Genomic DNA, 22,339 nt, shown 5'->3' on the forward strand with positions numbered 1-22,339 from the left:
GTGCACTGGCGTCCAGCCGAGCGGCGCAGGTGGACGCTGACGCACCGCCCCGGGTCAGAGACCGGCGGGCAGGTGCTCGCGCACGCGGTCGATGTCGTCCTCGGACGGCAGCGCGTCGGTGATCTTCGTGATGCTCGTGCCGATGTCGGCGGAGTCGACCGGCACCTCGCCGGAGGCCACGAGCATCGCCACGACGGCCTCGACCTCGTCATCGGTGAGGCGGCGACGCAGCAGCGCCAGGAGCGGGACGTAGTCCTGGGGAGGCACGCCTTGGGGGTATCCCTCGCGCAGCCAGCCGACGATCGAGTCGACGAACGACGGCTTGCTCACTTCGGCTCCGCGCCGAGGACGTACCAGCCCGTGTGGTGACCGATGAAGTCGCGGGCCACGAACAGCACGCCCAGGGCGACGGCGACCGCGACGAGCGCGAAGCACACGTAGGACACCACGGTCAGCAGCGGTCGCCGGTCGCCAGCGAGGTGCTGCCCTCCGATCGTCCCGGCCCCCACGGCCTGCGTGCGCACGCCCACCGCGAACAGGGCCGGCAGCCCCGCGCCCGCGATGATCCCGAAGACGAGCACCTTGACGAGTGCTCCCACGTTCAGCCAGCCATCCATCGTGACTCCTCAGCTCTCCGCGCCGGCGGCTGAGGCGACCGGTCGCCGGGACGACGCGCTGTCGTCCCACTCGTCGTTGACGTTGTCGTGACTCACGACGGAGCCGCGCGAGCGCAGCCAGATGACCAGCGACACCGCGATCAGCCCGGCGAACACCACCAGCACCCCGGCGAGTCCGCCGATGCCGGCCGTGATGCCGTAGGCGAGGGCACCGACGAGGGCAGCCGACGGCAGGGTCACGACCCAGGCCGTGACCATCCGCAGCGCGACGTTCCAGCGCACCTGCGCGCCGGGCTTGCCGACGCCCGAGCCGAGGATCGAGCCCGTGGCCACGTGCGTCGTCGAGAGCGAGAAGCCGAAGTGGCTGGCCAGCAGGATGATCGCCGCCGACGAGCTCTCGGCCGCCATGCCCTGCGGCGACTTGATCTCGACCAGGCCCTTGCCGAGGGTGCGGATGATGCGCCAGCCGCCGAGGTAGGTGCCGAGAGCGATCGCCACGGCGCACGACACGATGACCCACGTCGGGGGCAGGGAGTCGTCGGCGCTGACGCTGCCGTACGAGATCAGGGCCAGGAAGATGATACCCATCGTCTTCTGCGCGTCGTTGGTGCCGTGCGCGAGCGAGACCAGCGAGGCCGAACCGATCTGGCCGATCCGGAAGCCGCGCTCGGTGCGCTTCTCCTCGAGCCCGCGGGTCGAGCGGTAGACCGAGTAGGTGCCGAGCGTCGCGACGAGGCCGGCGATCAACGGGGAGAGCACGGCGGGCAGGACGACGTTGGAGACGACGCCCTTCCACTCGACTCCGCTGGTGCCGGCGGCGGCGAGCATCGCACCGATGACACCGCCGATCAGGGCGTGCGACGAGCTCGACGGGATGCCGAGCAGCCACGTCAGCAGGTTCCACGTGATGCCGCCGACCAGGCCCGCGAAGACGATCTCGAGCGTGACCAGGTTGGCGTCGACGAGTCCCTTGGCGATCGTGGCCGCCACCGCGGTCGACAGGAAGGCACCGACCAGGTTGAGCACGGCGCTCAGCGTCACGGCGACCTTGGGGGTCAGGGCACCCGTCGCGATGGACGTCGCCATGGCGTTGCCGGTGTCGTGGAACCCGTTGGTGAAGTCGAAGGCCAACGCGGTCACGACCACGAGGCACAGGATGATGAGGGGTTCGTTCACGACTCAACGGTGCGCCCTGCAACCGTCTGCGTCGAGGGTTGGGCGAGGGTGTTCAGCCGATGTTCACCCGGGCTGTGACGAGCGTCTCGGGCAGGGTTCCAGCAGGTCAGCTGCGCGCGGTCATGACGACGGGGTCGCCGTCGGTGATCGCGATGGTGTGCTCGACGTGCGCGCCCCGGGAGCCGTCGGCGCTGCGGATCGTCCAGCCGTCCTCGTCCATGCGGATCTCGTCGGTCGTGTGCAGGAACCACGGCTCGATCGCGATGACGAGGCCCGGCTTGAGGGGAAGCCCCCGGCCGGCCCGGCCGTCGTTGGGCACGTGCGGGTCGCCGTGCATCGTGCGTCCGACGCCGTGGCCGCCGAACTGGGTGTTGATCTTGAGCCCGTGCGACCGGCCGACCGCGCCGATCGCGGCCGAGATGTCACCGATGCGGTTGCCCGGACGAGCAACCGCGATCGCGGCGTCGAGCGCCTCCTGCGCGTGGTCGATGAGGCGCAGGTCCTCCTCGCGCGGGGTGCCGACGACGACGCTGACCGCCGAGTCGCACACCCATCCGTCGATCGACACCGCGAAGTCGAAGCTGGCCAGGTCGCCGTCACGCAGCTTGTACTGGTGCGGCAGGCCGTGCAGCACGGCGTCGTTGACCGAGGTGCACAGCACCTTGCCGAACGGCATGGCCCCGAAGGACGGGTGGTAGTCGATGTAGCACGACTCCGCACCCTCCTTGCGGATCATCTCGTGCGCGAGGGCATCGAGGTCGAGCAGGTCGACGCCCACGTCCGCCGCCTCGGACAGGGCTGTCAGCACCGACGCCACGAAGCGTCCGGCCGGACGCATCTCGTCGATCTGCGTGGGGGTGAGGAGCTCGATCATCGTGCGGTGTCCTTCATCGGGAGGGGGTGCTCGACCGGGTCTGGCCGATCTGGGCGATCGTGACGGCGGCGACGACCGCCAGCGTGCCGACCAGGGCCATCGGGTCGCTGCCGTAGAGGTCGCTGCCACGAGCGGTGCTGACGGTCGACGCCATCGAGGCACCGCCGAGCAGGCTCACGACCATGGCGCTGAGGGTGTGGGGGTTGCTGTCGTGCGACCAGCGCTGGAAGGCGAAACCCGCCACGACCACCGCGGCGACGACGACGCCTATCTTGACGTAGCCCAGCGCGGACCCGAGGTCGGCCTCGAGCAGGCCACCGACGACGTACGCCGCCAGCACGACGGCCGCGGCGACGCTCATGGTCCTGATGCCCTGCACGTTGGTCACGTCCGTACTCCTCGAGGTCGCCTCCAGCCTACGCGGGACGTTCGCCGGGCCGGACCACGATCTGGCTGCTTCACTGATCTGATGACCGAGACGGGCTTCGAGTACTCCAACCTCAGCGGCCGCGAGACCGGACCCTTCGTCCGCACCGCGAGCCTGCTGCTGCCGGGCGTGCGTCGGGTGCAGGCCCAGGTCGCGCCGTACGCGCACGCGTGGGAGCGGCACAACCGCGAGGCGGTCGCTGCGTCGGGTCCGCTGTGGGTCGTGCTGGGCGACTCGATGTCGCAGGGCGTCGGGGCGTCGGCCTTCGACCGCGGCTGGGTCGGGCAGCTGGCCGAGTCGCTGCCCGGGCACCGGCTGGTCAACCTGTCGGTCTACGGCGGGCGCGTCGCGGACGTCGTCGACCGGCAGATCCCCGCGATGGAGTCGCTCGGCACCGCCCCCGACCTCGTGACGGTCGTCATCGGCAGCAACGACCTGTTCAGTCGGCGCTACCGTCCCCTGCTCCCGGCGTCGCTCGCGCAGATGCTGGCGCTGCTCCCCCGCGGATCGGTCGTGGGTTCGCAGCCCGGAGGCCAGCCGGCGTCGCTGGAGTTCAACCGGCAGGTCGACGAGGCGGCCGCCGCGGGGCACGTGCGCGTCGCCGAGTTCCGCGACCCCCGCATGCGGTCGTGGCGGGGCCGGTTGTCGTCCGACCACTTCCACCCCAATGACGCGGGCTACGCCGGGATGGCCGAGATCGTGGGCGAGGCCGTCGCCCGGCGGTGACGTCCGACCGCGCCTAGTCTGGCGGGGGTGAGCACCCCGCACGTCCGGCTGGTCTATCCGCACCAGCTGTTCGAGGACCATCTCGACGCGCCAGCGGGCACGGTGTTCGTGCTGGTCGAGGACGATCTGTTCTTCCGCCAGTACCGGTTCCACACGCAGAAGCTCGTGCTGCACCGGGCGTCGATGCGCCGCTTCGCCACGCGCCTCGGGGAGTCGTTCGACGTCGAGTGCATCGACACCTCCGCCGAGGCGACGACCGGGGAGCGGCTCATCGAGATGCTGCGCCGGCTGCGACCCGAGCGGGTCACGGTGTTCGACGTCGTCGACGACTGGCTCTCGCGCGACATCTCGGCCGCACTCTCGGAGGCCGGTATCGAGCTGCGCCCCGAGGACGTGCTGGAGTCGCCGAGCTTCCTGACGTCCCGCCGCGAGATCGCCGACTGGTTCGGCAGTCACCCGGCCCGCATGCAGCACTTCTACTCCTGGCAGCGGCAGCGCCTCGACATCCTCGTCGAGGGCGACCAGCCGGTCGGCGGCCGCTGGTCGTTCGACACCGAGAACCGCAAGAAGCTGCCGCGCGGCCACCCCGTGCCCGACGTCGCGTGGCCCGACCGGCATCCCGAGGTCACCGCGGCGATCGACTGGGTCGGCGAGGAGTTCCCCGACAACCCCGGACGGGCCGAGGCCTTCGCCTGGCCCACATCGCACGACGAGGCGGAGGCGGCACTCGGCGACTTCCTCGACACCAGGTTCGCGCAGTTCGGGCCCTACGAGGACGCCATCAGCGTCGGCCACCCGTTCCTGTTCCACTCCGTCATGACGCCGTCGCTCAACATCGGGCTGCTGTCACCGGCCGACGTCGTCGCCCGCGCGCTCGACACCGACGGCGTCGACCTGCCCTCGATGGAGGGCTTCGTGCGCCAGGTCATCGGCTGGCGCGAGTACATGCGCGCGACCTACGTGCTCTACGGACGGCGGATGCGGTCGCGCAACCACCTGCACCACACCCGGCCGCTCGACCCGGGCTGGTGGACCGCCGCGACCGGCCTCGATCCCGTCGACCACGCGATCGAGGGCGTGCTCGAGCGGGGGTGGAGCCACCACATCGAGCGGCTCATGGTGCTGGGCAACGCGATGAGCCTGCTGCGCACCGACCCCGACGACGCCTACGAGTGGTTCATGCAGATGTACGTCGACGCGTACGACTGGGTCATGGTGCCCAACGTCTACGCCATGAGCCAGTTCGCGGCCGGCGACGGCATCACGACCAAGCCGTACGTGTCGGGCAGCAACTACCTGCGCAAGATGTCGGACCTGCCGAAGGGCGACTGGACGTCCGACTGGGACGGTCTGTACTGGACGTTCGTGCGCGACCACCGCGACGTCTTCGAGCGCAACCACCGCTCCCGCATGATGACGCGGATGTACGACGGGCTCGACCCCGCCAAGAAGGCCGCGCACACCAAGGCCGCCGCACGCTGGCTGGACTGACACCACGTCCCACTGAGCCTGACGTTTTCGCAGACACGCCGTCGGCGTGTCGGTCAGAACGTCAGGCCCAGCGGGGTGTCAGGACTCGAGCGAGGTCCGGAAGCGCTGCATGCCTGACACCCAGCGATCCGTGTCGGCGGCCTTGCGGGCGTACATCGTGCCGACCTCGGGGTGCGGCAGGGCGAAGAACGTCCCGGCCTCGAGCGCCTCGAGCAGGACGTCGGCGACGTCGAGCGGCGTGACCGTCGCGCCTGCCCCGACGACCGAGCGCATCGCGAGCCGCGCCGTCTCGTCGGTACTGGTCTCACCCTCGGTGAGCATGTCGGTGCGCACGCCCATGGGGCACAGGCAGCAGACCTGCACGCCCCGGTCGCCGTACGTCGCGGCGAGCCACTCCGCGAAGCCGACCGCGGCGTGCTTGGTGACCGAGTAGGTCGGCGATCCGAGCTGGGTCAGCAGTCCGGCCGCGGACGCCGTGCTGACGAAGCACCCCGTTCCGCGCTCGAGCCATCCCGGCACGAGGGCCTGTGCGGCGCGCACCTGGCCCATCACGTTGACGTCCCACGCGAGCGACCAGTCGGCATCGGCGACGTCGAGCCCGAAGCCCCTGAAGACGCCGGCGTTGGCGACGTAGAGGTCGACGTCGCCCGGGGCCGCCTCGATGAGCGCAGCGACGTGGTCGACATCAGCCGCGTCGCCCGCGACGTGCGCGACCCGGCCTGAGTGCTCGGACTCGAGGCGGGACGCCGTGGCGTCGAGGCGGGACGCGTCGAGGTCGCCGAGCACAACGGAGGCGCCGCGCTCGAGCAGCCGCTGCGCGATGCCCTCGCCGATGCCGCTCGCGGCACCCGTCACGACCGCGACGGTGCCACTGCCGGGCGTCAGGCCCACTTCTTGATCTCCGCCCTGGCCAGGGCGTTCTTGTGCACCTCGTCGGGGCCGTCGGCGAAGCGCAGCGTGCGCATGCCGGCGAACCACTCGGCGAGCGGGAAGTCCTGGCTCAGCCCGCCGGCACCGTGCACCTGGATGGCCTTGTCGAGGATCCACTCGACGGTCTGCGGCGTCGCGATCTTGATGGCCTGGATCTCGGTGTGGGCGGCCTTGTTGCCCGCGACGTCCATGAGCCACGCGGCCTTGAGCACCAGAAGGCGCAGCTGCTCGACCTTGACCCGCGACTCGGCGATCCAGTCGCGCACGACGCCCTGCTCGGCGATCGGCTTGCCGAAGGCGACCCGCTCGGACGCGCGCTTGCTCATCATCTCGATGGCGCGCTCGGCGATGCCGAGGGAGCGCATGCAGTGGTGGATACGACCTGGCCCGAGGCGCGCCTGGGCGATCGCGAAGCCCTCTCCCTCGCCGCCGATGATGTTGCTGGCCGGCACGCGGACGTCCGTGAACCGCAGCTCGGCGTGACCGCCGTGGTCGCGGTCGTGGTAGCCGAACACGCGCATGCCGCGGATGATCTCGAAGCCGGGGGTGCCGCGCTCGACCAGGATCATCGACTGCTGGCGGTGCCGCGAGGCCTCGGGATCGGTCTTGCCCATCACGATGAAGATCTTGCAGTCGGGGTTCATGGCGCCGGTGATCCACCACTTGCGGCCGTTGATGACGTACTCGTCACCGTCGCGGACGATGCTGAGCTCGACGTTGGTGGCGTCCGACGACGCGACCTGCGGCTCGGTCATCGCGAAGGCCGAGCGGATGTCGCCGGCCAGGAGCGGCTCGAGCCACGTCTTCTTCTGCTCGTCGGTGCCGAACATGCTCAGCACCTCCATGTTGCCGGTGTCGGGCGCGGCGCAGTTGAAGGCCGCCGGCGCGAGCTGGATGCTGCGACCCGTGAGCTCGGCGATCGGGGCGTACTGCAGGTTGGTCAGGCCCGCACCGTGGTCGGACGGGTCGAAGAAGTTCCAGAGGCCCTGGGCCTTGGCCTTGGCGCGGATCTCCATGACGATCGGCGGGAACGACCAGCTGTCGTCGGCAACGGCCTGCTCGACCTGCTCCTTGAACACGGCCTCGGCGGGGTACACCTCGGCCTCCATGAAGGCCGTGACCTTCGCCAGCAGCTCGTTGGTCTTGTCATCGTGTCCGAAGTGCATCTCAGGCTCCGGCCATGACGTAGACGACCTCGGCGATGAGCACGGGCTTGTCGGCACCCTCGCGCTCGACGACGAAGCTCACGATGCCCTGCGTGCCGATGGGGATGTCGTTGGTCGACACGAGCGTCGCGGTCGCCCGCAGACGCGAGCCGACGGGGACGGGGGCCGGGAAGCGGACCTTGTTGGCCCCGTAGTTCATGCCGAAGGCGAGGCCGCCGATCGAGTAGATCTGCTCGGCGAACACCGGCAGCAGCGACAGGGTCAGGTAGCCGTGCGCGATCGTCCCGCCGAAGGGGCCGGTGGCGGCGCGCTCGGGGTCGACGTGGATCCACTGGTGGTCGCCCGTGGCATCGGCGAAGGTGTTGATCTGCTCCTGGGTGACGGTGACCCACTCGCTGGTGCCGAGCTCCTCACCGGCGGCTGCCTTGAAGTCGTCGAGACTGTCGAACACGCGGGTCATGCGGGACCTCCCAGATCGAAGCACAGGTAAGCGCTTGCTTAGTTCGCACCCTAACCGCTCGACGGGCCGCACGCCAGAGCCCGCGGGCGGGACCGATCTTTCGGCGTTCAGGGTGTCCCGGCACCGCAAACGTCGAAAGATCCGTCCCGGGGCCGACTGATCTTTCGGCGTTCATGCCGCCCCAGCACCAGAAACATCGAAAGATCCGTCCCCGGCGGGGTCAGACCAAGCGGACGACGACCGGGACGGCACCGAGCGCGACCGCCACGACGATTGCGACGACATCGCCGCGCGCCCAGGGTGCGGGCAACGCCCACGTGCGCGCCTGGGCGGTGGCGAAGCCACGGGCGTCCATCGCGATCGAGGCCGCCGTCGCCCCGCGCATCGCGTGCACCAGCAGCGCGAACGACATGTTGGCGGCGTGCCGGCCGTTGGCGACGGGACTGCGTCCGGGCCCGAAGCCCCGCACGCGCCGCACCCGCTCCAGCTGCTGCCAGGCGAGGCCGAACCCCGTGAACTTCTGCAGCGCCGCAGCGAGCGCCGCGATCAGGCGGGCAGGCAGGCGCAGCGTCTGCGCGAGGTAGTCGGCCAGCCGCGACGGGTCGACGTAGCCGGCCACGACCGAGCCCGGCCACGCCAGCACGACGATCCGCAGACCTGCCGTCGCGGCGACGTCGAGGTCGCGCCCGCCGACCCGCCATGTCGAGTAGACGATCGTGAGGGCGGCGATCGACGTGAAGGCGAGGCACACGAGCGGATAGCGCCAGCCCGGCAGCAGCACAGCCGCGACCAGCACGTACGCACCGAGTGCCGTCAGCGCGACCGGCAGGCTGTCGATCCACAACGATCCCAGCAGGGAGAACAGCCCCACCGACAGCTGGGCCAGCGGGTTGACCCGCAGCACGGCGGTCCTCACGCCAGCGCTCCCGACCGCATGCGGTGGTCGACGTCGAGGTCGAGGTCGGCGTCGTGGGTCGACACACCGACCGTCGCTCCCGCCGCGCGCGACGACACGATCCAGCCGGCGACCGCGGACCACGTCGCAGGGTCCTGGCCGACCGTCGGCTCGTCGAGCAGGACGACCGCCGGCCGGTGCGCGAGCGCTGCCGCCAGCGCCAGCCGCCGCTGCTCGCCGCCCGACAGCCGGTACGGGTTGGACGCCGCGTAGCGCTCCAGGCCGAAGACCTCGAGCACCGCCGCGGCGTCGACCGTGCGACCGACGCGGGCGGCGGTGAGCTCGATCTCGGCCAGCACCGTCGTGGTGAGGAAGCCGTGCTCGGGGTTCTGCGGCACCCAGCCCACGATCGACGCGAGCTCGACGGATCGGCGGCGTCGCAGCTCAGGCGTCACGATGCCGTTCTTGGGTTTCAGCAGTCCGCCGAGCACCGCGAGCGCGGTCGACTTGCCCGCCCCGCTGGGACCGGTGAAACCCGTGACCCGGCCCGGGGCAAGACCTGCCGTCAGCCCGGTCAGCGCCTGCGAGCGCTGCGTGCCCCGGAGCGTCCTCATGACGAGCTCGACCGACACATCGGTGGCCGTGACCGCGATCGGCTCAGCACCCGGACGCACCAGCTCGGTCGGGACGTCGAGGGGTGCAGGGGTGGGCAGGCCCGGCATCCACACCCCTGCCGGCCACGGACCGGCGAGGAAGGCGCCGACGGTGCCGTCACTGACGACGACGCCACCCACACCGAGCACCACGACGCGGTCGACGTGCGGCAGCCACGGCTCGATGCGGTGCTCGACGACGACCAGGGTGCGGTCGCCCGCCGCCGCCAGGATCGCCTCGCGGACACTCGTCGCGGTGTCGGCGTCGAGCATCGAGGTCGGCTCGTCGAGCAGCAGGACGTCCGGCCGCATCGCCAGCACCCCGGCCAGCGCGAGCCTCTGCTGCTCGCCGCCGGAGAGTGCGGCCGTGAAGTGGTCGCGACCGTAGGTCAGACCGACCGCCGCGAGACACTCGTCGACGCGCCGCCAGATCTCGTCCCGCGGCATTCCCGCGTTCTCGGGACCGAACGCCACATCGCGTCCCATGCGCTCGGCCACGACGGTGTCCGCCGGGTTCTGCAGGAGCAGGCCCAGGCGGCCGTCGACCTCGATCGAGCCGTCGAGGTCACCGGCGATGGTCGAGCCCAGGGCACCGGCGAGAACGTGCAGGATCGTCGACTTGCCGGCCCCGCTCGGCCCGACCAGCAGCACCCGCTCGCCGGGCTCGACCTCGAGGTCGAGCCCGGCGATCACCGGGAGCCGTCGCCCGATCGGTCGCCACGTGACGTCGCGGAGGCGGATGCCGCCCCGACCCATGACGTCCACGGCCCGCTGTCTAGACCTCGACGGTCTGTTCGCGTCCGACCGGGAACGCGTCGAGCACACCGGCCCGGGCCAGCGCCTTGACGAGCGCGAAGCCACCCACCCCGGCGATCACGGCTCCCGACAGCATGAAGAAGCCGAGGTGCGCGAGCTTGGCGCCCATGGAGTAGTCGGGGATGTAGGCGCTCCACTCGTAGAACGACTCCAGCGCTCCGGCCAGGGCACCGGCGAGGACGGCGACGACGACTCCCCAGCGCCGGAACGACAGGCGCGAGGCGAAGAACGCCAAGAAGATCAGCTCGGCACCGAGGCCCTGCCAGAAGCCTGAGGCGAAGACGCTGAAGCCCCACTGCGTGCCGCCGATGATGAAGACCGAGACGGTCGCGGCGATGAACTCGGTCGCGAACGCCGCGCCGGGCTTGCGGACGATCAGGCCGCCGACGACGCCGGCCGACAGCCACACCCCGCCGAGCAGTGCCGAGCTGGGTGGATAGGAGAAGACCGCGAGCCCGCTGAGCGGCTCGTACAGCTTGCCCCAGCCCCAGAAGATGACGCCGAAGGCGACACCCAGGGTCGTGATGGTGACCAGGTCGATCGTGCGATATCGCACGTCGAACCCCGTCGTGGACGTGGTGGCAGAACTCATCGTGACTCCCTTCGCCGGTACTAACCGGTGCAGGTTCAAGGGTCTGCGGCGGATCCGCACTCTCAGCGCCCTCTGCGGTGGCGCTCCCCTGTCGTGTGCCGACGAGTCTACCCATCCACCTGCCGTCGGCGTGACGGGTCAGAGCCGATCGGCGCCCGTCATGGCCGCGCCGGCGTCGCGGACCAGCCGGCCGGCATTGACGCCGAGCAGATCGGCGCAGCCCAGCGTCACACCGGCGCACAGCTGCGACACGATGAGCAGCGCCAGCTCGTTGGAGGTCGACGAGACCAGCTCCTCGAGGGGGCGGAGGGCGGCGACGAGCGCGTCCTTCTCCAACGACACCAGGATCGCGACAGCCTCGACCGCCAGGGAAACGGCAGTGAGGGGAGCGCCGTCTGCAGTCTTCGTCACGGAGCACAAGGTAACTGCTGGTTACGCCATCTGACCAGCGGTTACGCAAGCTCGGCATGTGTCGTACGCCTCGTCCACGCGTCACGACCCGACGTCGCATCCGTTCGCGCCCCGCCGTGGCACACCGCCCGGCATGTGCCCTCATGGGACAGAATGTGGCCATGTCCGTGCGCACCCCTGACCCGAATCCCGGCTGGCTCCCCGAGTTCGCGCTCGACGAGACGCGCGCGCGGGTGCCCATCCTGTACGTCGAGGCCGTCCCCGTGCGGATCGACGCCCACGGCACCGTCGAGCACATCGGCGTCCTGCTGCGCGGTTCGGCCACGACAGGCGCGATGACCCGCACCCTGGTGTCGGGCCGCGTGCTGCACGGCGAGTCGGTGCGCGACGCGCTGCTGCGCAACCTCGAGAAGGACCTCGGACCCACGGCCTTCCCGCAGCTGCCGACGTCGATCGTCCCGTTCACGGTCGCGGAGTACTTCCCGTTCCCGGGCGTCACCCCGTTGCACGACCCACGCCAGCACGCCGTGGCCCTGGCCTACGTCGTCGCCGTCACGGGCGAGTGCAACCCGCGCCAGGACGCCCTCGAGCTCACCTGGCTCACACCCCAGGAGGCCGCGCACCCCGACGTGCTGGCCGACATGGAGGGCGGACGCGGGTCGCTGCTGAAGCAGGCCCTCGCCCACGTGGGTGCCCTCGACCACTGACGCCCGCCCTGCTGACCCGCGAGGGCGGTGCGCTGGCGTCCACCTCGGTCGCCGCCGTGGACGCCAGCGCACCGCCCTCGCGGACAGGAGTAGTCTGAATCCTGAGACGATTCGTATCAGGATGTGGACATGACCTCCGAGACCCGCACGCCCGACAAGTGGCTGATGCTCGGTGTCTCGATGCTCGGCCAGGTCGCCGGCACGATCTTCGTCAACGGCGCACCGTTCCTGATCACCTTCCTGCGCGACGACCGCGGACTGTCGCTGCGCGAGGCCGGCGTCATCGTCGCTGCGCCGTTCGTCGGCATCACCGTCTCGCTCGTCGTCTGGGGCCTCGTGGTCGACCGCATCGGCGAGCGCGCGTCGATGACGATCGGACTCGCCGTCGTCACGGCCGGTGCGGTCGGAGCGGCGTTCTCGACCTCGCTGACGGCGCTGGCGCTGTGGTTCCTGCTCGGGGGCATCGGTGCCGGCAGCACCAACTCCGCCAGCGGACGAGTCGTGGTCGGTTGGTTCCCCGCCCACCGCCGCGGCACCGCGATGGGCATCCGGCAGACGGCCCTGCCGCTCGGCGTCGGATCGGCCGCCCTGCTGATCCCCAACCTCGTCGAGGCCGACGGCCTGCGCACCACGCTGCTGGTGGTCGGCGGCATCACCCTCGCGGCCGCCGTGTCGTGCGCGACCCTGATCGTCGATCCGCCGCGTCCGACCCGGGCGCAGGCGGCCGACGCCGGTCAGCTCGCCAATCCGTACCGCCGTGACCACCGCCTGGCACGCATCCACCTGGCCTCGGCACTGCTGGTCGTCCCGCAGTTCACGGTCTGGACGTACATGCTGGTGTGGCTGATCGACGACAAGGGCTGGTCGACGTTCGCGGCGAGCGCGCTCGTCGCCTCGACCCAGGTGCTGGGCGCGGGCGGACGCATCGCCGCCGGCTGGTGGTCCGACCACGTCGGCAGCCGGCTCGGGCCCATGCGGGTCGTGGCGATCGCCGCCGCCACCACGATGCTCGCGCTGGGACTCCTGTCGGGCACCCCGCTCGGCATCGCGCTGATCGTCATCGCGACGGCCATCACGGTCGCCGACAACGGTCTGGCGTTCACCTCGGTCGCCGAGATCGGCGGACCGTTCTGGTCGGGCCGGGCGATGGGCCTGCAGAACACCGGCCAGTACGTCGTCTCCGCGCTCGTCCCGCCGGTGGTCGGGGCACTCGTCGAGGGACGGGGCTACGGGTTCGCCTTCGCCGCGGTCGCGATCTTCCCGCTCCTCGCGATCCCGCTCGTGCCCGTCCGCGGCGAGCGACGCGCGGCCTGATCCCGACTGCTGGAACACCGCAGTGTGAGCCCGTTCACTCTTCGACCGTTTGGCAAGCCTTACTGGGCGCGGAAGTTACCGACCGGTTAATGTCAGCCCTACTGTCAGGGTCGCCGTCTGACCCGGCTCGTCGTTAGAGAGTAGGGACCTTCATGCAGGTCGTCGCGATCGTCGTCTCGCTTGTCATCACTGCCGTGGCGCTGCCACTCACCACCAAGGCCGTGCGCGACATGCTGAAGGTGCTGCGCACGGGCCGTCCGCTCGTCGGCCGACGGGACAACCCGGCCAAGCGCACCGCCAACATGCTGATCGAGACGTTCGGGCACACCCGGATGTTCCAGAAGAAGGCCGTCGCGGTCGCCCACTGGTTCGTCTACGCGGCGTTCGTGCTGCTCAGCACCGCCGTGCTGCAGGGCTACTTCCAGCTCTTCGACCCCGAGTTCGCCTGGCCCATCATCGGACACTTCTACCTCTACGAATGGGCCGCCGAGGGCCTCGGACTGCTCAGCACGATCGGCATCGTCTACCTCATCGCCGTCCGTCAGTGGAACCACCCGCGTCGCCTCGACCGCAAGAGCCGCTTCTTCGGCTCGACGTTCTGGCAGGCCTACTTCGTCGAGGCCATGGCGATGCTCGAGGGCGCGGCGATCCTGTTCATCCGCGGTGCCGAGTACAAGCTCATCGAGAACTTCCACGGCGGCGAGCACGGCGGACGCGCGCACTTCCCGCTCAGCTCGTACGTCGGCGACCTGCTCTACCCCGAGTCGGAGAAGGGCCTCGAGAACGTCGTCTTCTTCGTCGCGATGTTCAAGATCACGCTCGCGATGGTCTGGCTCATCGTCATCGCCCGCAACCTCACGATGGGCGTCGCCTGGCACCGCTTCACGGCCTGGCCGAACATCTGGTTCAAGCGCAACAGCGACGGCAGCACGGCCCTCGGCGGCCTGCAGCCCATCTACATCCAGGGCAAGCCGCTCGACATGGAGACGATGGAAGACCTCGAGGAGGAGGACTTCGAGAAGCTCGGCGTCGGCAAGATCGAGGACTTCACCTGGAAGGGCATCCTCGACTTCACGACCTGCACCGAGTGCGGACGCTGCCAGGAGCAGTGCCCCGCCTGGGCCACCGACAAGCCCCTGTCGCCCAAGCTGCTCGTGCTGGGTCTGCGCGAGCACGCCTACGCCAAGGCACCGCTGCTGTCGCTCTCCGACGAGGAGAAGGACAAGCTCACCGACGAGCAGAAGGCCGAGCTCGAGCGTCCCCTCATCGGTGACGAGTCGGTCTACGGCGTCATCGACCCCGACGTGCTGTGGTCGTGCACCAACTGCGGTGCCTGCGTGCAGCAGTGCCCCGTCGACATCGAGCACGTCGACCACATCGACGACATGCGCCGCTTCCAGGTGCTCGTCGAGTCGAACTTCCCAGCCGAGCTCAACAACATCTTCAAGGGCCTCGAGCGCAAGGGGAACCCGTGGGGCATGTCCCCCAAGGACCGGATGGACTGGACCAAGGGCCTCGACTTCGAGGTCAAGCAGGTCGGACGCGACGTCGAGGACCTCGACGAGGTCGAGTGGCTGTTCTGGGTCGGCTGCGCCGGCGCCTACGAGGACCGCGCCAAGAAGACGACGCAGGCCGTCGCCGAGCTGCTCGACATGGCCGGCGTGACGTTCGCCGTCCTGGGTGACGGCGAGACCTGCACGGGCGACCCGGCCCGCCGCGCGGGCAACGAGATCGTCTTCCAGCAGCTCGCGATGCAGAACGCCGAGGTGTTCAAGGAGACCAAGGTCAAGAAGGTCGTCTCGACCTGCGCCCACTGCTTCAACTCGCTCAAGAACGAGTACGCCGAGTTCGGCGTCGAGCTCGAGGTCGTCCACCACACGCAGCTGCTCAACCGCCTCGTGCGGGAGGGCAAGCTGACGCCTCGCCCGCCCGTCGCCGGCGAGGAGAAGAAGAAGATCACGTACCACGACCCGTGCTTCCTGGGCCGTCACAACAAGGTGTACGAGCCGCCGCGCGAGCTGCTCAGCATCATCCCCGGTGCCGAGTTCACCGAGATGCCGCGCAACTCCGAGAAGTCCTTCTGCTGCGGCGCCGGTGGTGCCCGCATGTGGATGGAGGAGACGATCGGCTCGCGCATCAACGTCAACCGCACCGAGGAGGCCATCGCCACCGGCGCCGACCAGATCGCGGTCGGCTGCCCGTTCTGCCGCGTCATGATGTCGGACGGCCTGACCCTCAAGCAGTCCGAGGGTGCCGCGCGCGAGGAGGTCGAGGTGCTCGACGTCGCCCAGATGCTGCTGGCCGGCGTCAAGCGTGGGCCCGAGCCCGTCGTCGAGCCGACGCAGGCCGATGACGCCGACGTCGTCGCGGAGGCGGAGGCCGCGACCGCCGCCGCTGCCGCTGACCCCGCGACGGATGCCGAGCCCGACGCGTCGGACGCCGCCGATCCCGACTCGATCACCGAGACCGAGGACGTCGGTGCGGCCGCCGAGGCACACACCGAGGGCGATCCGGACGACAAGGACACGACCGACGTCGACGAGCTCGACGAGCCGTCCGAGAAGAGCGACGCCGCAGATCAGAAGCTCGCGGCCGACAACAACGTCAAGGTCGACGAGCAGGGCGGCGGCCACGCCGACGAATCGGCGGCTCCCGTCGAGCCCCGCAACGCCGATGCCCGCGCGGAGGCACCGTCCAACGCGGAGGTCGCTGCCGCCGACGAGGCGAAGGCCGCCTCCGATGAGGGTGCCGTCGACGCCGCCGAGGCCGAGACGGACGACCGCGAGGCGTCCGAGAAGGAGAAGGCCGCCTGGGCCAACGTCGGCCCGGTCAACACCGACCTCACCCCGTCCGACGACGCACCGGCCGCGGAGGCCGACACCGCCGAGTCCGAGCCGGAGCCGGAGGAGTCGCCCGCCGAGGAGGTCACCGCCGCCCCCGACGAGACCGAGCCGGTCGAGGAGGAGGCACGCGAGGAGGAGGCCGAGGCGACCGAGGCCCCGACCACCGAAGCCGTCGCCACGACGGTCGAGGCACCTGCCGAGGTCATCGCGGTCGAGGACGGCGAGACGACGGCCGATCCGGTCGACGACGACGTCGCCCCGCTCAGCGACGCGAACCCGAGCGGCAGCGACCTCAGCGAGGCGGCGACGCAACTGTCGTTCGACGACGTCGAGGACGGCGAGCCGAAGAAGTAACCCCTGGCGCGACCCTCATCGGGGAGCTTCCCGGTCACCCAGTGACTGAGAAGCTCCCCGATCTCGTTCGTCCGACCCCCGACATGCGAAAAGTCCGACCGGGAGGGAGCCACGGGTCGGACTTCTGCTGATCTGGGAGGACCAGCGTCGCAACCGGGCGGGAGGGAGTGTGCCCGGTTCGAAAAGTTCAACGATGCTCCCCACGGCGGGTCACGGGGGAGAATGGAAAAATGTCAGCGACTCGTTGCCCCTGCCTCAGCGGCCTCACGTACGACGACTGCTGCGGCCGGTTGCACACCGGATCGGCGGTGGCCCAGACCGCCGAGCAGCTCATGCGATCGCGGTATAGCGCCTTCGCCGTGGGTGACACCGCCTACCTGGTCGCCACGTGGCACGCTTCGACCCGACCGGTCTCGCTCGACCTCGACCCCGACCAGCGCTGGTACCGCCTCGACGTCCGGGCGACCCGCGAGGGGGGCCCGTTCGACACGTCGGGTGTCGTCGAGTTCGAGGCCTTCCACCGCTCGCCCGCTGGAGCCGGCAGCCAGCACGAGGTCAGCCGCTTCTCACGCGAGGACGGCCTCTGGTTCTACCTCGACGGGGTGCGGGGTCAGTAGTCGACGCAGCGACCGCTGCCCAGAGCCGCGAGACCCGTGCGGTCGCCCGCGCCCCACTCGTCGAGCCTGCCGTCCCCCTCGGGCTGCATCAGCTGGCCCGGCGCGTCGACGTGGTCGAGCCCGACGAGGTGGCCCACCTCGTGCATCACGATGGCGCGCGCCGACCGCCATCCGCCCCGGCGGTCGAGGATCTCCTCGAGCTGGGGGCCGTCGAGCACCACCGAGCCCGTGACGAACCAGCGGTGGCCGTCGCGCTCGACCGAGGCGCTGCCCGCGTAGCCCGCGACCCGGTCGTCGAGCGTCGGCGACGCGCCGGGGTCGCTCCACGTCACGGCGACGGGTGCCCAGCCGCCGTCGGGGCCTCGCAGGTCGTCCGCATCCTTGTCACCGTCCTCTGGCGCGGTCTCGCTCCCTTCGACGAGTCCGTCGACCACGAACACCAGGCCGGTCGCCTCGCGCACCCGCTCGAGCGCCTCGTCGAGCAGCCTCATCCCGTCCTTCACCATCGTGCGCGGGTCGACGACCACGTGGATCGGCACGCACGGGTCGTACGTCACCGGCGCGGCATCGCCCTCCTGCGTGGCCGTGAAGGCGTAGGCGTCGCTGTCGCCCTCGGCAGTGCCGCGGCCCGGGCTCGGCGTGCCCAACGGCGCGTCGGCCGCGTCGGCTGGACGATCGGGAAAGACCCCGCCGCCACGCATGCCGTCGCGGAGCAGCGAAGACACGAACAGGCCGCCGAGTAGCAGGACCAGCACGGCGACCGCCGTGGCCGCTCGCCTGTGGCCGCGCTCCCCGGCCGGGGCCTGCACCGGGTCGGCGATCCGGTGGTCGCATGGTCCGGGACGCGTCCCCTTGCGCTCGAGACGTTCGAGGCGGCGAACCAGCCGGGCGACCCGCCGGCGCCGACGCGGCTCGGCGAGGAGCAGGGCGTCCCTCCAGCGTCCGGCCACCTGGCCATTCTCCCCGCGAACGGGTCACCCCGTCGCGAACCCCTACGATGTGACGCGGCACCGGGCCGACGAGAGGACATCACGTGAGCTGGACACTGCACGGCGACGGCAAGAGCATCGCCGACGGAGACTTCGTCCGGCCGGGCGAGCGCCTCACCTGGCCGCGCACGATCGGCTTCGGCGGGCAGCACGTCGTGGCGATGTTCGGCGCGACGTTCCTGGTGCCGCTGCTGACGGGCTTCCCGCCCACGACAACCCTGTTCTTCTCGGGCATCGGAACGATCCTGTTCCTGCTGCTCACGGGCAACCGCCTGCCCAGCTACCTCGGCTCATCGTTCGCGTTCATCGCGCCGATCCAGGCGTCGATGCAGTCCGACGACATGGGTGCAGCGCTGTTCGGACTCGTCGTCACGGGGCTGTTGCTCGCCGCGGTCGGCGCGCTCGTGACCGTCACCGGCACGGGCTGGATCGAGGCGCTCATGCCGCCGGTCGTGACCGGTGCCATCGTGGCGCTGATCGGGCTCAACCTGTCGGGCGTCGCGACGACCAACTACGCGACCGCCCCGTGGATCGCGACGATCACGCTGGCCACGATCATCGTCGTGGCCGTGGCCTTCCGCGGCCTCGTGGCGCGGCTGTCGATCCTGATCGGGGTCGTCGTCGGCTACGTGGCCGCCGCGATCGGTGGACAACTCGACTTCAGCCAGGTCGGCGACGCCTCGTGGGTCGGCCTGCCCGAGTTCACGTCGCCGAGCATCACATGGTCGGTCGTGCCGATGTTCCTGCCGGTCGTGCTGGTGCTCGTGGCCGAGAACGTCGGGCACGTCCGCAGCGTCGCGCACCTGACCGACGACCCGTCCCTCAACGCCAAGACCGGCCCCGCGCTGCTCGCGGACGGTCTCGCCACCGCGGTCGCCGGCATGGGCGGTGGCTCGGCCACGACGACGTACGGCGAGAACATCGGCGTCATGACCGCGACCCGGGTCTTCTCGACAGCGGCCTACTGGGTCGCGGCGATCGTGGCGATCGTGCTGGGACTGTCGCCCAAGTTCGGCGCGCTGCTCAACACGATCCCGACCGGTGTGCTCGGCGGCGTGACGGTCGCGCTGTACGGACTCATCGGCCTGATCGGCGTCAAGATCTGGATGGACAACCACGTCGACTTCACGCAGCCGGTCAACCAGTACCCGGCCGCGATCGCGCTGGTCATCGGCATCGGCAACCTCACGCTGAGCGCCGGCGACATGACGTTCACCGGCATCGCCCTCGGCACGATCGCCGCAGTCGTGGTCTACCACGCGATGCGGATCCTCCAGCGCCTCCGCGGCTGACCCCGCCCCGTCCGCTCCGCGCGCCCGAGCGGCGCAATCCCGTCCCCGAGTGGCGCAATCTGGCGGGAATCGCCGTCTCGAAACCGCGAGAATGCGCCACTCGGCGGACGGGTCGTACGGTGGGTGCATGGTGACCACCGACGGCTCGTCCGGGAGCCCCTCCTGGCGACACGCCGCCCGCGCCGACCTGCTGGCCTTCGCACGACGCGCCGAGCGTCCGGACGGCGGATTCGTGTGGCTCGACGACGCCGGCGAACCCGATCCCGACAAGGGTCTCGAGCTGTGGATCAACGCCCGCATGACGTACGTCTTCGCGCTCGCCCACCTCGACGGCGCCGATGACGCCGAGCGGCTCGCCGAGCACGGCATCACGGGGCTGCGGACGCTGCTCCACGACGACGAGCACGGCGGCTGGTTCGACGAGGTCGACACCGACGGCCACACCGACGACACCGACAAGCGTTGCTACGGCCACGCCCATGTGCTGCTGGCCGCCGCGACCGCCGTCGCCGCAGGCATCGCGGGCGCACAGGCGCTGCTCGACGAGGCGACCGACCTGCACCTCCACCGGTTCTGGGAGCACGAGTCCGGCCGGTGCGTCGAGTCGCTGAGCCGCGACTGGTCGCAGATCGACCCCTACCGCGGTGCCAACAGCAACATGCACACCGTCGAGGCGTACCTCGTGACCGGCGACGTCACGGGAGACCCGGGATGGCACGAGCGCGCCCTGTCGATCTGCGAGCGCATCATCGGCATCCACGCGCGCTCGCACGGCTGGCGCATCCCCGAGCACTACGACCACGACTGGACGCCGGTGCCGGAGTACAACGTCGAGTCGCCGGCCGACCCGTTCCGGCCGTACGGCGCGACGCCCGGTCACGCCTTCGAGTGGTCGCGGCTCCTCGTCCAGCTCGCAGCGAGCCTCGACGAGCCCCGGCCGTGGATCGTCGAGGCCGCTGAGGCGCTGTTCGCCCAGGCCGTCGACGACACCGCCGAGGACGACACCCCCGGCCTGGCCTACACGACCGACTGGCACGGCGAGCCCGTCGTCCGCGAGCGGTTCCACTGGGTCATGGCCGAGGCCGTGCTGGCCGCCGAGGCGCTCAGCACCTACACCGGCGGCGCGCTCTACGCGGGCCTGGCGAGCCGCTGGTGGGCCGAGATCGCCGAGCACTTCGTCGACGACGCGACGGGGTCGTGGCACCACGAGCTGTCGCCGACGATGGGCAGCTCGTCGCGCACGTGGCGCGGCAAGCCCGATGCGTATCACGCGTTCAACGCGCTGACCCTGCCCGATCTGCCGCTGTCGCCGAGCGCGGCGCTGACGATCGGTGAAGCATCCGCATGACCGTCCTGGTCATCGGCGAGGCGCTGGTCGACGTCGTGCAGCGGCCCGGCCGCGAGCCCGAGCCCCATGCCGGCGGCTCGCCGTTCAACGTCGCGGTCGGCCTGGCCCGGCTCGACGTGCCCACGGCGCTGGCCGCGCAGATCGGCCCCGACAGGTACGGCGACGGGTTGCGGTGGCACCTCGCCGACTCCGACGTCACGCTGCTCGAGCTCGAGCCCGTCCCCGAGCGCACCTCGACCGCGGCCGCGACGCTGGCCGACGACGGCAGCGCGACCTACGAGTTCGACCTGACGTGGGACCCCACCGGCCTCCCCGACCCGGCGGAGGTCGACGCCGTGCACGTCGGCTCGCTCGGCACCGCCCTCGAGCCCGGCGCGACGCTCGTGGCCGATCTGGTGCTCGCGGCCGACGTCATCGGCGTGCCGGTGTCGTACGACCCCAACGTCCGCCTGGCCGTCGAGCCCGACCCCGAGGTGTGGCGGAGGGTGTTCGAGGCCATCGCGCCGCATGCCTCGATCATCAAGATGAGCGACGAGGACGCCGCCGCCCTGTTTCCCGGGGAGGAGCCTGCCGACCTGGCCCGCCGGCTCGCCGCCGACCACGGCATCGTGGCGATCACCTGTGGCGGCGACGGCGCTGTCATCGCGACGGCCGGCGCGTTCGCGTCCGTCCCGCCGGCCGACGTCCGCGTGGTCGACACGATCGGGGCCGGCGACTCGTTCATGGCCGCGATGCTCGCCTGGTGCGCGACCTACGACTGGCCGGCGGCCGACGAGCTCGACGCCACCGAGCTCACGGATCTCGCGATGTACGCCTCGAGCGCAGCCGCGATCACGTGCTCGCGTCCGGGGGCCGATCCGCCGCACACCCGCGACCTGACCCCGTGACGGACGTCGAGACCCGTCACTTCCGGGGGCGGGACGGAGCCGAGCTGGCGTACCGCGAGATCGGCGAGGGACGCCCCGTGCTGATGCTGCACGGCTTCTTCACGACCGGCACGGTTGCCTGGCTGCGCAGCGGTCACGCCGCCCGTCTGGTCGAGCGCGGGCACCGGGTGATCATGCCCGACATGCGCGGTCACGGCGACAGCCCGAAGTCGCGCGATCCCGCCGACTACCCGCCCGACGTGCTGACCGACGACGCCCTGGCCCTCGTCGAGCACCTGGGCCTGACCGACTACGACCTCGGCGGCTACTCGCTCGGCGCGCGCACGATCATCCGGATGCTCGTGCGCGGTGCGACTCCGCGGCGGGCAGCGGTCGGCGGTGCCGGGTTCGAGCAGCTGCTCGAGGCATCGGGGCGGGGCACCGGGTTCCGGCACGTGCTCGAGAACCTGGGGCAGCACGAATGGGGCTCGCAGGACTGGCTCCTGGAGGGCTTCCTGCGCAAGGTCAAGGGCGATCCCGCGGCGCTGCTGCTCGTGCTGGAGACGCCCGTCGACACCTCGCGCGAGCAGCTGGCGGCCATCACGGTGCCGACGCTCGCCATCAGCGGGTCGGAGGACGAGCCGGAGGCAGGGCGCGAGCTCGCGGCAACGCTTCGGCGCGCGACCTTCGTCGAGGTGCCCGGCAACCACATCAGCGCCTCCAGCACCCCCGAGCTCGGCGAGGCCATCGCCACCTGGTTCGACTGACCCCGCGT

The 22,339-nt window shown here is 70.8% G+C and carries 23 protein-coding genes and 1 riboswitch; of the genes, 10 read left to right on the top strand and 13 right to left on the bottom strand.

Features of this window, described 5'->3' with window-relative positions:
• Window positions 1-54: 54 nt before the first annotated feature.
• The 5 genes from JOF40_RS04115 to JOF40_RS04135 all read right to left on the bottom strand — a co-directional run bounded on the left by JOF40_RS04115 (window position 55) and on the right by JOF40_RS04135 (window position 3,055).
• Entirely contained in the window at window positions 55-330 is a 276-nt protein-coding gene (locus tag JOF40_RS04115; RefSeq protein ID WP_129180365.1) for a DUF3349 domain-containing protein, read from the bottom strand.
• Window positions 327-617, bottom strand: coding sequence for a hypothetical protein (locus JOF40_RS04120; protein ID WP_129180367.1), 291 nt, complete (start codon window positions 615-617; stop codon window positions 327-329). The genes JOF40_RS04115 and JOF40_RS04120 overlap by 4 nt, the downstream gene beginning before the upstream one ends.
• Window positions 618-626: 9 nt before the next feature.
• Window positions 627-1,793: an inorganic phosphate transporter gene (locus JOF40_RS04125; RefSeq protein ID WP_129180369.1), complete on the bottom strand. Its 1,167-nt coding sequence runs from the start codon at window positions 1,791-1,793 to the stop codon at window positions 627-629.
• 106 nt (window positions 1,794-1,899) lie between these two features.
• Window positions 1,900-2,667 (bottom strand): type I methionyl aminopeptidase, encoded by a 768-nt coding sequence (gene map, locus JOF40_RS04130; protein WP_129180371.1) that lies wholly within the window; start codon window positions 2,665-2,667, stop codon window positions 1,900-1,902.
• A gap of 13 nt (window positions 2,668-2,680) precedes the next feature.
• On the bottom strand, window positions 2,681-3,055 hold the full coding sequence (locus tag JOF40_RS04135) for a hypothetical protein (RefSeq protein WP_129180373.1): 375 nt from the start codon (window positions 3,053-3,055) through the stop codon (window positions 2,681-2,683).
• Between the two features lie 81 nt (window positions 3,056-3,136).
• Here JOF40_RS04135 and JOF40_RS04140 point away from each other — a divergent pair, with 81 nt between their 5' ends.
• On the top strand, window positions 3,137-3,820 hold the full coding sequence (locus JOF40_RS04140; RefSeq protein WP_129180375.1) for an SGNH/GDSL hydrolase family protein: 684 nt from the start codon (window positions 3,137-3,139) through the stop codon (window positions 3,818-3,820).
• 27 nt (window positions 3,821-3,847) lie between these two features.
• A complete protein-coding gene (locus tag JOF40_RS04145) occupies window positions 3,848-5,311 on the top strand; it encodes a cryptochrome/photolyase family protein (RefSeq protein ID WP_129180377.1) in 1,464 nt (487 codons plus the stop codon).
• A gap of 78 nt (window positions 5,312-5,389) precedes the next feature.
• On the opposite strand, the gene JOF40_RS04150 is transcribed toward JOF40_RS04145, so the two are convergent.
• From JOF40_RS04150 to JOF40_RS04180, 7 genes are all read right to left on the bottom strand, one after another.
• Complete coding sequence (locus tag JOF40_RS04150) at window positions 5,390-6,202, bottom strand: SDR family oxidoreductase (protein ID WP_246152730.1); 813 nt, start codon at window positions 6,200-6,202, stop codon at window positions 5,390-5,392.
• Window positions 6,193-7,407, bottom strand: coding sequence for an acyl-CoA dehydrogenase family protein (locus tag JOF40_RS04155; RefSeq protein WP_129180379.1), 1,215 nt, complete (start codon window positions 7,405-7,407; stop codon window positions 6,193-6,195). Before JOF40_RS04155 ends, JOF40_RS04150 begins: the two co-directional genes overlap by 10 nt.
• A gap of 1 nt (window position 7,408) precedes the next feature.
• Window positions 7,409-7,867: a MaoC family dehydratase gene (locus tag JOF40_RS04160; RefSeq protein WP_129180381.1), complete on the bottom strand. Its 459-nt coding sequence runs from the start codon at window positions 7,865-7,867 to the stop codon at window positions 7,409-7,411.
• Between the two features lie 220 nt (window positions 7,868-8,087).
• A complete protein-coding gene (locus JOF40_RS04165) occupies window positions 8,088-8,783 on the bottom strand; it encodes an energy-coupling factor transporter transmembrane component T family protein (protein WP_129180383.1) in 696 nt (231 codons plus the stop codon).
• On the bottom strand, window positions 8,780-10,171 hold the full coding sequence (locus JOF40_RS04170) for an ATP-binding cassette domain-containing protein (protein WP_129181891.1): 1,392 nt from the start codon (window positions 10,169-10,171) through the stop codon (window positions 8,780-8,782). Before JOF40_RS04170 ends, JOF40_RS04165 begins: the two co-directional genes overlap by 4 nt.
• A gap of 19 nt (window positions 10,172-10,190) precedes the next feature.
• Window positions 10,191-10,823 carry an ECF transporter S component gene (locus tag JOF40_RS04175; RefSeq protein ID WP_129180385.1) on the bottom strand — a complete coding sequence of 211 codons (633 nt, stop codon included), beginning with the start codon at window positions 10,821-10,823 and terminating at the stop codon, window positions 10,191-10,193.
• Window positions 10,813-10,923, bottom strand: a riboswitch (TPP riboswitch). Its footprint overlaps the gene before it by 11 nt.
• A gap of 38 nt (window positions 10,924-10,961) precedes the next feature.
• Window positions 10,962-11,234: a hypothetical protein gene (locus JOF40_RS04180; protein ID WP_129180387.1), complete on the bottom strand. Its 273-nt coding sequence runs from the start codon at window positions 11,232-11,234 to the stop codon at window positions 10,962-10,964.
• A gap of 161 nt (window positions 11,235-11,395) precedes the next feature.
• On the opposite strand from JOF40_RS04180, the gene JOF40_RS04185 reads away from it, so the two are divergent.
• The 4 genes from JOF40_RS04185 to JOF40_RS04200 all read left to right on the top strand — a co-directional run bounded on the left by JOF40_RS04185 (window position 11,396) and on the right by JOF40_RS04200 (window position 17,069).
• Window positions 11,396-11,941 (top strand): DUF4916 domain-containing protein, encoded by a 546-nt coding sequence (locus tag JOF40_RS04185; RefSeq protein ID WP_129180389.1) that lies wholly within the window; start codon window positions 11,396-11,398, stop codon window positions 11,939-11,941.
• 129 nt (window positions 11,942-12,070) lie between these two features.
• On the top strand, window positions 12,071-13,255 hold the full coding sequence (locus JOF40_RS04190) for an MFS transporter (protein WP_129180391.1): 1,185 nt from the start codon (window positions 12,071-12,073) through the stop codon (window positions 13,253-13,255).
• A gap of 152 nt (window positions 13,256-13,407) precedes the next feature.
• Window positions 13,408-16,452 (top strand): (Fe-S)-binding protein, encoded by a 3,045-nt coding sequence (locus JOF40_RS04195; protein WP_129180393.1) that lies wholly within the window; start codon window positions 13,408-13,410, stop codon window positions 16,450-16,452.
• Window positions 16,453-16,682: 230 nt separating this feature from the next.
• The gene (locus JOF40_RS04200) at window positions 16,683-17,069 is read left to right on the top strand and encodes a YchJ family protein (protein WP_129180395.1); all 387 of its coding nucleotides are present in this window, start codon (window positions 16,683-16,685) and stop codon (window positions 17,067-17,069) included.
• Here JOF40_RS04200 and JOF40_RS04205 read toward each other — a convergent pair.
• Window positions 17,063-18,019 (bottom strand): zinc metalloprotease, encoded by a 957-nt coding sequence (locus tag JOF40_RS04205; RefSeq protein ID WP_129180397.1) that lies wholly within the window; start codon window positions 18,017-18,019, stop codon window positions 17,063-17,065. The two genes, JOF40_RS04200 and JOF40_RS04205, sit on opposite strands and share 7 nt — an antisense overlap.
• A gap of 83 nt (window positions 18,020-18,102) precedes the next feature.
• On the opposite strand from JOF40_RS04205, the gene JOF40_RS04210 reads away from it, so the two are divergent.
• From JOF40_RS04210 to JOF40_RS04225, 4 genes are all read left to right on the top strand, one after another.
• Window positions 18,103-19,350 (top strand): uracil-xanthine permease family protein, encoded by a 1,248-nt coding sequence (locus JOF40_RS04210; protein WP_129180399.1) that lies wholly within the window; start codon window positions 18,103-18,105, stop codon window positions 19,348-19,350.
• A 127-nt stretch (window positions 19,351-19,477) separates the two neighbouring features.
• The gene (locus JOF40_RS04215; protein WP_129180401.1) at window positions 19,478-20,698 is read left to right on the top strand and encodes an AGE family epimerase/isomerase; all 1,221 of its coding nucleotides are present in this window, start codon (window positions 19,478-19,480) and stop codon (window positions 20,696-20,698) included.
• Entirely contained in the window at window positions 20,695-21,585 is an 891-nt protein-coding gene (locus tag JOF40_RS04220) for a carbohydrate kinase family protein (protein WP_129180404.1), read from the top strand. The genes JOF40_RS04215 and JOF40_RS04220 overlap by 4 nt, the downstream gene beginning before the upstream one ends.
• Window positions 21,582-22,331: an alpha/beta fold hydrolase gene (locus JOF40_RS04225; protein WP_209674373.1), complete on the top strand. Its 750-nt coding sequence runs from the start codon at window positions 21,582-21,584 to the stop codon at window positions 22,329-22,331. The genes JOF40_RS04220 and JOF40_RS04225 overlap by 4 nt, the downstream gene beginning before the upstream one ends.
• The last annotated feature ends 8 nt before the right edge of the window (window positions 22,332-22,339 follow it).

Origin of the sequence: Aeromicrobium fastidiosum, from assembly GCF_017876595.1 — a bacterium.
GTDB lineage: Bacteria > Actinomycetota > Actinomycetes > Propionibacteriales > Nocardioidaceae > Aeromicrobium > Aeromicrobium fastidiosum.